Source organism: Anaerocolumna sp., from assembly GCF_032079385.1.
GTDB lineage: Bacteria > Bacillota > Clostridia > Lachnospirales > Lachnospiraceae > Anaerocolumna.
Genome location: NZ_DAMAUC010000011.1, coordinates 35,643 through 50,100 on the forward strand (window position 1 = coordinate 35,643; position 14,458 = coordinate 50,100).

General features: G+C 35.8%; 11 protein-coding genes. All 11 read right to left on the reverse strand.

The genetic code is table 11. The annotated features are described in order from the left end of the window. Complete coding sequence (locus RT261_RS10440; RefSeq protein ID WP_313132344.1) at nt 1-1,452, reverse strand: aminoacyl-histidine dipeptidase; 1,452 nt, start codon at nt 1,450-1,452, stop codon at nt 1-3. A 41-nt stretch (nt 1,453-1,493) separates the two neighbouring features. Beyond that, nucleotides 1,494-2,858 carry a PFL family protein gene (locus tag RT261_RS10445; protein ID WP_313132346.1) on the reverse strand — a complete coding sequence of 455 codons (1,365 nt, stop codon included), beginning with the start codon at nt 2,856-2,858 and terminating at the stop codon, nt 1,494-1,496. 56 nt (nt 2,859-2,914) lie between these two features. Beyond that, on the reverse strand, nt 2,915-3,187 hold the full coding sequence (locus RT261_RS10450) for an ACT domain-containing protein (RefSeq protein ID WP_313132518.1): 273 nt from the start codon (nt 3,185-3,187) through the stop codon (nt 2,915-2,917). Between the two features lie 48 nt (nt 3,188-3,235). Next, nucleotides 3,236-4,033 carry an MBL fold metallo-hydrolase gene (locus RT261_RS10455; protein ID WP_313132347.1) on the reverse strand — a complete coding sequence of 266 codons (798 nt, stop codon included), beginning with the start codon at nt 4,031-4,033 and terminating at the stop codon, nt 3,236-3,238. Between the two features lie 209 nt (nt 4,034-4,242). Next, the gene (gene pilM / locus RT261_RS10460) at nt 4,243-6,345 is read right to left on the reverse strand and encodes a pilus assembly protein PilM (protein ID WP_313132349.1); all 2,103 of its coding nucleotides are present in this window, start codon (nt 6,343-6,345) and stop codon (nt 4,243-4,245) included. Between the two features lie 70 nt (nt 6,346-6,415). Next, nucleotides 6,416-7,015, reverse strand: coding sequence for a dephospho-CoA kinase (coaE, locus tag RT261_RS10465; protein WP_313132350.1), 600 nt, complete (start codon nt 7,013-7,015; stop codon nt 6,416-6,418). Between the two features lie 61 nt (nt 7,016-7,076). After that, entirely contained in the window at nt 7,077-7,547 is a 471-nt protein-coding gene (locus RT261_RS10470; protein ID WP_313132352.1) for a J domain-containing protein, read from the reverse strand. 16 nt (nt 7,548-7,563) lie between these two features. Next, a complete protein-coding gene (gene polA / locus RT261_RS10475) occupies nt 7,564-10,218 on the reverse strand; it encodes a DNA polymerase I (RefSeq protein WP_313132353.1) in 2,655 nt (884 codons plus the stop codon). 49 nt (nt 10,219-10,267) lie between these two features. Further along, on the reverse strand, nt 10,268-10,810 hold the full coding sequence (locus RT261_RS10480; RefSeq protein ID WP_313132354.1) for an anti-sigma factor family protein: 543 nt from the start codon (nt 10,808-10,810) through the stop codon (nt 10,268-10,270). Between the two features lie 888 nt (nt 10,811-11,698). After that, nucleotides 11,699-12,772, reverse strand: a complete 1,074-nt coding sequence (locus RT261_RS10485) for an SGNH/GDSL hydrolase family protein (protein WP_313132355.1) — start codon at nt 12,770-12,772, stop codon at nt 11,699-11,701. A 250-nt stretch (nt 12,773-13,022) separates the two neighbouring features. Beyond that, the coding region (locus tag RT261_RS10490) for an ABC transporter permease (RefSeq protein WP_313132356.1) at nt 13,023-14,458 on the reverse strand (1,436 nt) is incomplete at its 5' end.

Consider the following 14,458-nt stretch of genomic DNA (forward strand, 5'->3'; position numbering starts at 1 on the left):
CTATTTTAATCCTTCAATTACCTTTTCCAAGTATTTATAAACACGAACAGCAGAGGATATACTTAGTTTTTCCTTTGGCGTATGGATGTCATACATATCCGGTCCCAGAGAAACAATATCAATACCAGGAATTTTTTCTGCAAAGAAACTACACTCCAGACCTGCATGAATGGCTTCTAATTTTGGTTCATATCCATACTGCTCTACAAAGACTTTGAATAAATGGTCTCTTAATTTAGAATCTTTTTTATATTCCCAAGCCGGATATTGTCCTCTTACATAGAATTCCCCGCCTAAAAAACTGGCCATGTAATTCAGTCTGCCGGCTAAATATTGTTTATAACTATTTACAGAACTACGAACAGAGAAGCAGAATACGGCCTTATCCGCATCCACATGGAATATTCCTAAATTCAAAGAACTTTCTACTAAGCCAGGAATGTTAGAACTCATAACCTGCACTCCATTAGGGGTATTCACAAGCATAAACAGTACCTTTTCAAATGAAGTAGGATGAAGGCATTCAAAAGTTCCTTCAGAAAGATTTTGAACATGAATTGACAAATGAGGCTCACTGGTCTTAAATTCATTCTTATATTTAAGCGAAAGATCCTCAATAGCCTTAGTAAAGCTCTCTAAATCTTCCGGGTTAATGCAAATCTCAGCAAAGCTGTCTCTTGGAATGGCATTATCTTTTTGTCCGCCCTTCATCTCGATTAAGCCGTATCCTACAGATTCTCTTAGTTCAAAAAGCAATCTTCCCATAAGTCTAGTAGCATTGGTTCTATTTTTATGGATTTCAGCACCGGAATGTCCCCCTTGCAGGTCACTGATGGTAAGTTTTATTTTTAATCCGTTACCGGATACACGATTGATTGGTAATTCGCAGGTGCCGGTTAAACCACCGGAGGAACTGATAAGCAAAGAACCTTCATCCTCAGAGTCAACATTAATTAAATATTTACCTTTTAAAGGTGTAACATCCAAGCCAATGGCGCCTTCCATACCGACTTCTTCATCAGTTGTAAAGATTGCTTCTATTCTTGGATGCTGTAATGTCTCATCATCTAAAAATGCAAGAGCATAGGCAACGGCAATACCATTATCCGCCCCTAATGTGGTACGGTCCGCATGAATATAGTCGTTATCTACTAAAAGTTCAAGTCCTTCTGTTATGAAATCATGGTTACTGTCACTGGTTTTCTCACAAACCATATCCATATGGCCTTGAATCATAACAACAGGAGCATTCTCATAACCCTTAGAAGCTTCTTTAATAATCACTACATTTTCATATTCATCCTGGATATATTCCAAGCTTCTTGTCTTTGCAAATTCAGCCAGATAATTACTTATGGCAGTATTATTTTTAGAACCTCTTGGTATTGCTGATATCTCAGTAAAATAGTGAAATATCTTTTTATAATCCAGTTCTTTTAATTTTTCATTCATAATGTTTACCTCACTTTTCAATTAAATTCTAATTCTTATAATTAATTTTTAAAACTGTGAATTGGCGCAGGAATTCTTCCTCCACGATTAATGAACGCATCACAACTAAACTGATTTACCGGCATAACCGGAGCATATCCTAACAGTCCGCCAAATTCCGCTCTGTCTCCTACTTTCTTTCCGATGACAGGTATCAGCCTTGCTGCGGTAGTCTTTTGATTTATCATTCCAATAGCCATTTCATCAGCAATAATTCCGGATATAGTAGCTGCCTTGGTATCTCCCGGTATTGCTATCATGTCAAGTCCAACGGAACATACACAGGTCATTGCTTCCAGCTTTTCCAAAGTAAGCGCTCCTGCACTTACGGCATTGATCATACCCTGATCTTCACTGACAGGTATAAAAGCTCCGCTTAACCCGCCAACATAGGAAGAAGCCATAACACCGCCTTTTTTCACCTGGTCATTTAATAATGCCAATGCTGCGGTAGTTCCTGGGGCACCTGCATATTCTAAGCCCATCTCTTCAAAAATCTCAGCGATACTATCTCCAACTGCAGGAGTGGGTGCTAAGGATAAATCAATAATTCCAAATGGGATATTCATTCTTTTAGAAGCTTCCTGTGCCACCAATTGTCCTACTCTGGTTATCTTAAAAGCAGTTTTCTTAATAGTTTCGCAAAGTGTTTCAAAATCAGCTCCCCGAATCTCCTGTAAAGCAGTCTTTACAACTCCCGGTCCGCTGACCCCAACATTAATAATAGCATCCGCTTCCGTTACTCCATGGAAAGCACCGGCCATAAATGGGTTATCATCCGGAGCATTGCAAAATACTACTAATTTAGCACAACCTAAGGAATCTCTCTCTTTTGTTTTTTCTGCTGTTTCTAATATAATTTCGCCCAGTAATTTTACTGCATCCATGTTGATTCCTGATTTTGTGGAACCAACGTTAACAGAACTGCATACTCTTTCTGTAATTGCTAAAGCCTGGGGAATGGAGCGAATTAAGTTTTCATCACTTTCTGTCATTCCTTTGGATACAAGGGCAGAATAACCGCCGATAAAGTTAACACCCACAGTTTGTGCCGCTCTATCTAAAGTCTCTGCTATTTTAACATAATCTTCCGGGCATTTGCAGGAAGAAGCTCCAATTAAGGAAATTGGTGTAACAGAGATTCTTTTATTCACAATAGGAATACCATACTCTCTTTCGATGGATTTACCCGTTGCAACCAAATTTTTTGCAACGGTAGTAATTTTATCATAAATCTTTCTATTTAATTCGTCCAGATTATTATCCGCACAGTCCAGGAGACTTATACCCAATGTTATGGTTCTAACGTCCAAATTCTCTTGTTCAATCATTTTATTGGTTTCATAGACTTCATTAATATTGATCATCCTAATACGCACCTTTCAATTATTCAATCTTTTATATTGCAAAAAAGCACCACTTCTTATAGGCGGTGCATTTTATTAAAGATGTCCTCATGTTGTGTCTTAATAATGACACCAATTTCATCACCAATTTGCTCTAGTTCTGTTGCAAGCTGTTCGAAATTCTTAGGTGAATTATTACTGTCCACAATCATCATCATATTAAAATATCCTTGTACTATAGTCTGTGAAATATCCAGAATATTAACTCTGTTATTTGCTAAATAAGTACAAATATTTGCAATGATACCAACTTTGTCTTTTCCTACTACAGTTATTATTGTCTTCTTCATTCTGACTCCATTCTGCATACAATACGTCTGCTTATTACTCATATGTTTTTAAGTAGTGGATAACATCTCAGATGCTGCATCTCTTTTTGCTACACTAAGTATCTTCCCGGAAGTTTTGTCATCCATATGCTGATTTAATTCCACTCTGACAGTTTCATAAGCCAATTCTTCATAATTATTTTCTTTACTAAGATGGGCTAATGTAATATGTTTTAATTTATCATGAAGTAGTTTGCAAAGTAATTTTGCGGAATAGTCATTGGACAAATGCCCTCTGTCTCCTAATATTCTTTGCTTTAAGTAATAAGGATATCCCCCTACCATTAACATATTTATATCATGATTTGCTTCTAATAAAAGAATTTCTGAATCGGATAGTTTAGAGATAATATAATCATCGTATTTTCCTAAGTCTGTTGCCATCCCTACTTTATGTCCATCTGATTGAAAGGTATAACATACGGGATTGGAAGCATCATGTGATGTAGAAAAAGGTTCTACTGTAATATCATTGATTTGAAACGACTTATCCGGAACCACGTAATGTAATAAATCTTCTGCTATACGTCCTATATTCTTCATCCGAAGTATTGCGTTAATAGTTTCTGCCGTTCCATATATAGGTGTATTATACCTTCTGGCAAGAACCCCCAGACCCATAATATGATCCGCATGTTCATGGGTTACTAAGATTCCTTGAATATCCTCCGGATGCACATCAATACTGTTTAACCCGTTCTCTATTTTCTTGCCGCTAATACCTGCATCTACCAGTAATTTTGTATTTTTACTGCCAACAAAGGTACAATTCCCACTGCTGCCACTAGATATACTGCATAAATCCATAAGTACCTCCTAAGCATTTTATAATGTCAAAGTATTACCTATTCCTAAGATTTTGTCAATACTTTTCCTTAATATTTCCTCAGAAACTATATAAGAGTTTCTGTTTCACAATCTTGAACATACCGCTGTTTTGCGGCTTCTCATGCTTTTCTTCATAATTGCACAATAAACTATACAAAACAATAAGTTCCAATAAACTTCCTACCTTTTTAGGATTTCCAATATAATTCAATTACATCTCCATCTTTTAACGGAGACGTAAATACTGCCGGTTCTCCATTAATGATTGTAATTAGTTTTGAACCTCCTAACGTTGATAAATTAAAAGGATAAAAATCAAATATATCAACAAATATGTAGTTTTTCTTCTTCGATAATTTAACGCTTTCTCCGTTAACAGTTATATACATATCCCTGATTTCTTGACTGTCCTCCGTCTGTATATCAGAAGCACTATTAACACGGTTTTCCGCTGATTCTGCCGGACTGCCTTTTCTATTTTGGTAATCTGGATTCACTTCCTCATGAGAAGCCGCATATTCTTCCTCGTAGGTATCTTCCGGCAATTCATATTCTATGGAAAAATTCTCATATATTTTATCATCCAGAGAAGCTGTCGTATTATTTACAAGAATCGTTTCTCTATATTCTAAATCCATAAATTCAAGGATTTGTTCCAAGGTATAATAATTCAATATTTCAATTTCATCCTTATCCTGAAGACTATAAAAACCGGATACCAATTTCTTGTTTGCCAACACAAATTTAGGACATTGAATGTTTTGCCCGTTAAATACAATAGAAATCGTTCCACTGTATTCCGGAAGCTGACTTACCATATAAACAGCATCACTGCCTTGGGTAGATTCAATAATTTCTATTCTGTCGTTTTGCTCAATGGGATGGCTAAGGCCCACCACCTCACCGTTTCGCTTAACCACAGAGGCTTCACCCAATTCTCCCCGTACCATGCGCTTTGTTCCATTGATTGTATAATGTATGGTTTTTCCTCTTCTTGGAAATAGTTTTTCATTGGGAAAACCCACCTGCAAAGCCGCATCTACAATGGTTAATTTATTGTTATCGTATAGTTTAATACGTTCACCATTTACATTTACAAAGATAAAATTATTCTTCTGATCATAGAAATTCAAGCAAATACCAATAGGCGTTACCAGTAATGGATCTTTCTTTATCTTTTCTTGTAAGAAAGTAATTTCCTGCAATACTTCTTCTCCACGTAATGCCACACGTTCGTAAGGCAGCTCTAAGTACTCTGCCAATCTGCCGGCAAAACCAGTTATTTTACCGCCGCCTCCAACTACAAATACAGCACTTACAGCTTTACCGCCATTTAATTCTACGATTTTATCTGCAATGGACTTGGTGATTTTACGAATGGTATCATCAATGGATTCTAAAATTTCCTGAGAAGTGATCTTATGTTTAATTCCCATAATGTCTTTAAAGGTAATATTCTTTTTTCTAAGGCATGCTGTTTTCATAGCCTCTGCTTCATTAAATACCACTAAGTATTTCTGAACAATGGCTTCCGTGATTTCATCTCCTGCATAAGGTATCATGCCATATGCAGTTATACTCCCATCCTTTGTAATGGAAATATCGGAAGTTCCTGCACCTACATCCACCAAGGCAATATTTAATAACCGAAATTTATCAGGAATTGCAATATTAATTGCTGCAATAGGCTCTAAAGTTAAATTGGCCACCTGTAAATCTGCCTTTTCAACTGCTGCATATAATCCATCTACCACTTCATCCGGTAAGAAGGTTGCAATTAATTCAGTTGATATTTTATTTGCTTTATGCCCCTCCAGATTGAGAATGGTATAATCATTCAAATAATAACGAATTACGGAATACCCAACGCAGTAATAATGAATATGCTCGGATTTAAGTTCCTCTCGGATGGTATCATATGCTTTTTCTACACCGATTAGATCCAAAGAGTGAATATGTTCCTCATTTACAATTGTTTCACTTGGAAATTCATAGTCTGCTTTAACTGCTACGGTTTTTAGAATTCTGCCTGCTGCTGCAATACATACATCTGTTAATTTTCTGCCTACCTGTTGTTCTAACTGAGTCTTCACTGCTCTGATAACATCAGCCACTTTTGTAATGTCATGAATCTGACCATCAATCATGGCTCTTGTCTCATGTTCTTTCATATATTGTGCAACAACTATAAAGTTATTATTATTTTCTCTATATCCAACTGTCCCTACCACGCTTCTAGTACCGATATCTAAACCAAATACTAAATGCTCCGGATATCTTTTGTATTCCATGCGGAAGCCCCCATATCATTCATATTGCGTCTATTGTACCATAATCAGACTTATTTCACTAGCATTAGTTCTATCCGTCCGGTATATTTTTTAGAATCTGTGCAATCTGCTTTGCAACTTTTTCCCTGGAAAGATTATTATCAATTATATGGGTACTAATCTCTCTATACTCATTTTCTTTAATTTGATTATTAAAGATGCTGTTAATTTTTTCATTAGTATAATTTCTGGATTTTTGCAGTCTTTCCCTCCTAATATCTTCTGAAGCATGAATATACCAAATCTCATCACAGAAATTACTAAGTCCAGCTTCTTTAGGAAGTGCCGTTTCCACACATATAAGAGCCACCTTTTCCTTCCGCTTTGCTTCAATTATATCCATTACTTGCTTCATTACATAAGGATGGGATAAACTATTTAATAATAGTAATTTCTCAGGATTATCATAAACAATAGCGGCCAACCCTTTTCTGTTAATGTTTCCCTCTTGATCCAGGATACCAGAACCAAAGTTTTCTACAACCAGATTATAAGATATGTTGCCCTTTTCCATTAATACTTGGGCTATATGGTCTGTACTTATTACAAAAGCATTATAGGTATCTTTCAATATGTTTATAATAGTAGATTTACCGCTGCCTATTCCTCCTGTAATGCCTATGACTTTCATCTATGTATAGCCTCCTTTTTCAAATCACCTGCATAAAGTAATTCTTGTAAAGATTAATTTCTTATATATTCTTAATATTATCTGCCATATCCATTAATTCCAGGAACTTTTCCGTATCTCCTCCGGAATCCGGATGGTATTTTTTAATTAACTCCCGAAAGCGTTTTTTAACACAAATACTATCCGCACTATATGGTAACCCCAGATATGCTAATAACCTGGGGTCTTGTGTCTCATAAGCAGGAATGCCTTTTTCCTTGTATATTTGATAATACACGTGAAACCAATATTCTTCTATGACCTCTTTTATTGCGTCTTTATCCATTCTTTCCAAATCACAGATGGAATAACGTCCTTTTGATTTTTCAGGTTTATTCCCCTTTAAATCAAAGAACGTATTCCATACAAGTGAATTGCATTTACTTTGTACTGCTAAAGGATTCTTCTTAATAAAATCGTAGGAAAAACCATATCGATTCACTAATTCCATTACTTTTAGTTCTCGAATGGTACGCTTAATATTATTTTTCATAGAAACACTTCCTGACTTATTTTGCTTCATACCAGTTGGTACCTATATTTACGTCCACTTCCAAAGGTATACTTAATGCAGCAGCATTTTGCATTTCTTCTTTTAAGATTGCCATAACCTGTTCTTTTTCTTCTTCCTGTGTCTCGATTAATAATTCATCGTGAATCTGCAAAATCAGTCTGGAACGATAGTTAAGTTCCTTTAACTTTCTATTAACACGTATCATGGCGATTTTAATAATATCTGCTGCAGTTCCTTGAATCGGAGAATTCATAGCTACTCTTTCACCAAAAGAACGCTGCATAAAGTTAGAAGAGGTTAATTCCGGAATAGGTCTTCTTCTGCCAAATATCGTAGTGACATAACCATCCTTTTTCCCTTGAGTCACTAATTCATCTAAGAAGTTCTTAACGCTGGGATATGTTTCAAAGTATTTATTAATATAGCTTTCGGCTTCTTTTCTCGATATATTTAAATCCTGGCCCAATCCAAAAGAACTAATGCCATAAACAATACCAAAATTAACCGCTTTTGCGTTGCTTCTTTGTAAAGAAGTAACTTCCTCCAACGGAGTATGGAATACTTGAGAGGCTGTAATCCTATGGATATCCTGTGCTTCTTTATAAGCAGCAATTAATTTCTCATCCCCTGACATATGGGCAAGTACTCTTAATTCAATCTGTGAATAATCCGCATCTACAAAGATGTAGCCGTCTTTTGGTATAAATGCCTTACGAATTTCTCTGCCAAGTTCCATTCGAATAGGAATGTTTTGCAGATTAGGATCCGTACTGGATATTCTTCCGGTTGCTGTAATAGTTTGGTGGAACTTTCCGTGTATTCTCTTATCCTCGCAGATAAAAGCAGTTAACCCATCTGCATAGGTGGACTTTAACTTAGTTAATTGTCTGTATTCCAATATAAAAGAAACGATTGGATGTTCAGATACCAATTTCTCAAGTATATCGGCAGAAGTAGAATAACCGGTTTTTGTTTTCTTTCCAAATGGAAGTCTTAATTTCTCAAATAAGATTACACCTAATTGTTTTGGAGAGCTGATATTAAATTTCTCATCTGCCAGCTGATATATCTCCTTTTCCAACTGCTCTATTTTAGCACCCAGTCTTTCACTGTAATCCTTTAGTTCTCCTTCATTTACTCCAATACCACGTTGTTCCATATCAAAAAGAGTATAAACCAAAGGCATTTCAATTTCCCTGAATAATTGTTCCATATTGGTATCTTCTAATGCTTTCATTAGCTTATCATAACTTAGATAGTTTACATATCCTTGATAGCAGCAGAAATTCTTAAACTCCTCCGGGCAATCCTCCATTGCTTTTTCCAAAGACATTTTTCCAAAGAGTTCAGTTTCATTAGGTACAATGAGATTTAAGAAATCTCTTGCAATATCGTCATAGTGATAAGTACTCTTTAAAGGGTTAAGTAAATAGGCACCAATACCAAGGTCTGCAACTTGGTCTTTTTCATTGGCTAACATAAAATCCAATTGGGATTTTAGATTATTAGTTGCAATGATACAGTTATAATCAATGATACTTTTTACTTTATCCTGTAAATAAGCAGCTGAGATTAAACCTTCCACTTTAATAAAATAAATATCCTTTTCACCAAAGGTAAGGCTGATACCAAGTATGGTACTGTTCTCACGAATTAACTGTAATCCTACAACCAGGGGTTGATTACTGGTTTTTGATAAAAGTTTGTTAAATACATTCTCCGCTTCCAGAAGATCCGTAATTATTTTAAATGATTTTTCTACTCCCTCATTATGGCTTACATCTACCTGAAAACGGCTGATTAAATTTTTAAACTCCAGTTTCTTAAAATAAACAAAAGCTTCTTCATTGGTCAGGTTTTTTATCTCTGCATGGGAAATATGAAAATCAATATCACAGTCGGTTTTAATGGTAGCTAAAGTTTTACTTAATACTGCAAGATCATAATGATTCTTTAATGCTTCTCTTGCTTTATTAGGTGTTATTTCTTCTACATGCTCAAATGCATTTTCAATAGAATCGTACTTGGTGATGATTTTTGTTGCCGTCTTCTCACCAATTCCCGGAACTCCCGGAATATTATCAGAAGTATCACCCATAAGACCTTTTAAATCAATAAATTGCTTAGGCGTAACACTGTATTTCTCAATTACATCAGCTGTATTATAATTCTCTACTTCTGTACCGCTCATTTTGGTTTTGGGAATCCGAATTTTAATCTTATCTGTAGCCAGCTGTAATAAATCCCTGTCCCCGGATACAAGAGATACTTCATATCCATCTTTTTCACAGGTCTTTGCTATGGTACCTAATACATCATCTGCCTCAAATCCAGGCTTCTCGACTATATTTACTCCCATTGCTCTTAATACCTCTTTCATAATAGGTACCTGTTCTCTTAATTCCTCCGGCATGGACTTTCTTGTTCCCTTATACTCCTGAAACATTTCATGGCGGAATGTTGGCTTATTCACGTCAAAAGCGACGGTAAGATATTCCGGCTTTTCTTCGTCTAATATCTTAAACATAATATTCAGAAAACCCAGCACCGCATTGGTGTGAAGTCCTTCTGAGTTGGTTAAATCAGGCAGCCCGTAAAATGCTCTGTTTAATATACTATGTCCATCTATTAATACAATCTTTTTCTCCATATTTACCTCATTTCTATTTTCAGAGTTTTATACTTATCTCATCATTTACTTATTCATTTAATTTTTTGTCCCATTCATAATCGGGATAAGTTTCTTCTAACCGAATAGCGGATTCCGGATCTTCTTCCATTAAATAATTATGAATTTCATTTAAATGTCGGGAAATCTTTCTGGAAATTACCCCATCCCCATCCTCAGGAAACAGACCCTCTATATAAAAGTTACTTTTAAAAAGTTCCTTATGAAGTACATCCTCTACTACAAACTCTCCGATCCGAAAGCTGGAAATGAATGCAGTCAGAGTAATCACAATAATTAAAATGATTTTCTTCCTGATGTGCAATATTTTATCGTGAAAAATCCTATCCTCTGAGCGTTTAATTAATTGCAGCAGCTCCTGATGAAAATTCACAGATAATTCCTTATCTTCATCTAATTGTTTCATACCGGAAAGAAGGACATAATACACTTCTAATTCCTCCATGCAGTTCGGGCAGGAATGAATGTGATCTATAAAATCTTCCATTTGGTCGATATCTAATTTTTTATTGATAAACGGCATAATTAACCGTTGTGCGTCAATACAAGTCATGTCTCTTCCTCCATTGACAAGCTGGAAATGTCTATTATTAATCCATTTTACCCTTTTTTAGATAATGTTTCAACACAGAATTTACGAATACAGGCACTATGGTAATAATTCGCTAATATTATAGAGTGATTTTGAAGGGATTTTATAAGTAATTGATGGGATTGATTTTGAAATAAAAGCGAATAGACTTTTGCTGATTCAAGAATCTGGGCAAGCTGAAAAAAGTCTCTCAATAGGAGACTTTAATTCTATACAAAATATATTATTTTGTTTCTTATTTTAACTTGGTATTGTTATAAAAAAACAAAAGCAAGAATTATACAATCCTCGCTTTTGCTTTTTTGATGTCTCGATAATAATATTTAGCTTCCATTACTAAGATTATCAAAATCTTCTACCTGAATTATTTCAATAGTTAAACTTCGTTGTCTCCTAAAGCCTCCATTTACCATCTCTCCTTAATTCGGGATCATAATTTCATGCCACATTACTTTTGAGACATATTCTTATTTGGGTGAATACTTACTCTTAATTCACAAGGATAAACCTTATTGGAATCTGTTTCAGTATCCATTATCTATTATGTTTAATTTGGGTTAGATTATTCATGTATTTATTTACATTTATTAAAATATTGTTTTATATTTAATATATTCATAGCTCCATTTTCTTACTTAAAGTATTGGAATCACACTTAGGTCAGCAAACAAGCTAAAACCTTCCTCCCCAATACTTTTATTATATCACAAACATGTTATGACCTTGCCATTCCGTTCAGGGTTTACATGCAAGCATGCAAATACCAGACTCTGCCCTTTGTTGTATTATATTACTGCTTTAGAACAAAGCAGATAACAATTGATAAAAAGCATACATAGCAGACCGCTACTATTGCTTAATTACTTTTTTAATTATATACCCTATTGTTTCTGCCATTCGCATAAATCCAAGATCATTTGGATGACAGCCATCTACCGTACAGCTGTCTCTGCCTTCATCTTTAAATAGACTTTCCCCGTCGATGTAGTATACATTTTTGTCTCCATTATTTATGGCATTTATGTATGTGGAATAAATCACGTTCCGTCTTTGTATATCATCAAACTCATATGGATTAAAGTCAGGTTTTGATATAATAATAATTGGTAATTCCGGATTCTTTTCTCTGAATCTTTTATAGATTCTTTCATGGGTGTTGATTAAATGTTCAACACTTGGAGCATTATGGTCATAATCGCATACAAATACACTCATATTCAATCCAGACATATAATCCACAATTTTCTCCTCTCCTTTTGCATTTCCGGAGAATCCTAAGTTTATATAATCGCAGTCAAGCATTCTTGATATTATAGCCTGATAACTGTTGCCCGGCCTTGAGGCACAACCGCCTTGGGTTATGGAAGAGCCATAATATAATACGGGGTTTTTATATTTATAATTACCGCCGTTCTTGAGAATTGCTGTCTCCTGTAATCCTATATATAAATCAGAAACATTGCTATATAAAGGAAAGTTTATAGTCAAATCCCTCTCCGCATTATCATTAAAATATATGATAGATTCATATCCCTCCTCCATACCTACCGGAGGCATAAATGTTTTATAGTATGTACTTTTCCCGTCATTATTAATATATAAATCAAAACCGGAAGTTCCTGCAAGAGTCATATGAGGTAAAACGGTAACTGATTGCATGATTGCTTTTATGGCAACATACCGGGAAGTTGTTTTAAACCTTACTCTTCCCCCTGTAGTATTATAATTTAGAGTACCCACACCCTCACTTACAGTTTGCGCAATATCATCAGGCATACGTTTAAATACCGTTTCGTTCTTGTAGTTATATAACCCATAGACTTTAAATGGATCATTACGAACATCAAAGAATAGAATATCATTTTCATCAAAGGATGAAATAACCTTGAGATTTTTATCAATTTTTGAAATATCCGTTCCCATAATAACCTCATTTCTGGCACTTTAGTGCCTCTTAAGTAATACCAGCAGCTTGTGTCCCAGCACAATTGCCGGTTAAAAACATTTGTTTATTCAACTAAGTTTATTATTCAATAAATTAATGGTATTGTATCAAAAAGAAAAAGCCTCTGCAATATTTGCGGGGCTTTTTCAGTAAAATATTTAATGGGTCACTCCATCTACAGCTTTTTATAGAAAAAGATGGACTACCGGGTATATCCCAATTACTTTGTTATTCCACACTTTTCAGGGCTTCCACCATATTAATGTGGTTAAGGGTACGATTTGTTATCCAGTTGACGATTATAGCAAAGAAGAACGTAATCACCGCTGAAAATAAATAACTGACAGGTTCTACATGCACTGCAAAATGAATAGAAGGCATGTTGAGCACGGTGGTAAGTAAACCGCTTATGCCCCGGCCTACCGGCAAACCGATTAGAATACCTACTGCCGTCAGAATCAAGGTCTCTTTATTAACATATTGGTACACCTCATTATCATAGAACCCCAGCACCTTAATAGTGGCAAGCTCCCTGACCCGCTCCGAGATATTGGTATTCGATAAGGTAAACAGCACCACCAATGCGAGACCTCCAGCCATAACAATAAGCAGTAAAACTACCGCATTTATCAGATCAAAGCCAAAATCCTCCCGCAGGGCGGCTATACTGACAGAAGAAAGTACAGAATCATTATCAAGCAGTATTTGGGCATATGCAGCCTGATCACTGCAAGTATCAGACAGGTGTGCAAGTATGCCGTTTGGGACATATTTGCCGAATAACGATTCATATAACTTTTGTGTCATATATACGTTGTTGCCCAAATAGTTCCGCACAATACCGGATACAGCAGCTTCGTGCTGCTCAAGCGCCATATTTTGCACAAAAACAGTGTCGCCTGTTTTAAGTCCAAGAATTCGGGTTGCATTTTGTGTAATAAAGATACCAGCATCTTTCAAATGAATTGGAGTTCCATCCAGATCCTCAATACGAATATAGTCCTCTATGGTACTTCCGTTAGGGATTACCATCAGCTGCACCGAACTGGACGTTCCTCCGGTATTGAGCAGCTTTACATTCTCAATCCGTAAATTCATATAATCATCAATATTGCTGTCCTTTGCTAACTGCCGAACCAGATTATCGTTATCTTTTTCTTTAAAAACAGTCATTAAGTCGTACTGATATATATTATCATACTGGCTGGGGGCCAATGCCATTACAGAATCCTTGATTGCAAAACCACAGATTATCAGGGCTGTGCACCCCATAATACCTCCAATAGTCATAAACATACGTTTTTTATACCGGAACAGGTTGCGAATGGTAACCTTATTCAGGAATTTCAGGCGGTTCCAGATACCAGGAATGCGCTCAAGCCATACACGGGCTCCTGAACGGGGTGCTTTGGGACGCAAAAGTGCTGCCGGCATTTGAGTCAATTCGCTGCGGCAGGCAAGCATGGTTGCTCCTACTATCGCAGCCATAAACAACAGGATGCCGCCCACTCCATAAAGATTATCAAAACGCAGATAATACTGTGGAAGATTGTAAAGCTCTTTTAAAATAACCGAGACAAAACGAGGCATGAAAATAAATCCAAATATATCACCCAAAACACCGCCAAGTAAGCAGGCTGTAAAAGCAAACAGAAGATATTTTC

Excerpts from the sequence above, each read along its gene's own strand:
- RT261_RS10440 (WP_313132344.1), bottom strand. The coding sequence starts at position 1,452 with ATGAATGAAAAATTAAAAGAACTGGATTATAAAAAGATATTTCACTAT.
- RT261_RS10445 (WP_313132346.1), bottom strand. The coding sequence starts at position 2,858 with ATGATCAATATTAATGAAGTCTATGAAACCAATAAAATGATTGAACAA.
- RT261_RS10450 (WP_313132518.1), bottom strand. The coding sequence starts at position 3,187 with ATGAAGAAGACAATAATAACTGTAGTAGGAAAAGACAAAGTTGGTATC.
- RT261_RS10455 (WP_313132347.1), bottom strand. The coding sequence starts at position 4,033 with ATGGATTTATGCAGTATATCTAGTGGCAGCAGTGGGAATTGTACCTTT.
- pilM (WP_313132349.1), bottom strand. The coding sequence starts at position 6,345 with ATGGAATACAAAAGATATCCGGAGCATTTAGTATTTGGTTTAGATATC.
- coaE (WP_313132350.1), bottom strand. The coding sequence starts at position 7,015 with ATGAAAGTCATAGGCATTACAGGAGGAATAGGCAGCGGTAAATCTACT.
- RT261_RS10470 (WP_313132352.1), bottom strand. The coding sequence starts at position 7,547 with ATGAAAAATAATATTAAGCGTACCATTCGAGAACTAAAAGTAATGGAA.
- polA (WP_313132353.1), bottom strand. The coding sequence starts at position 10,218 with ATGGAGAAAAAGATTGTATTAATAGATGGACATAGTATATTAAACAGA.
- RT261_RS10480 (WP_313132354.1), bottom strand. The coding sequence starts at position 10,810 with ATGACTTGTATTGACGCACAACGGTTAATTATGCCGTTTATCAATAAA.
- RT261_RS10485 (WP_313132355.1), bottom strand. The coding sequence starts at position 12,772 with ATGGGAACGGATATTTCAAAAATTGATAAAAATCTCAAGGTTATTTCA.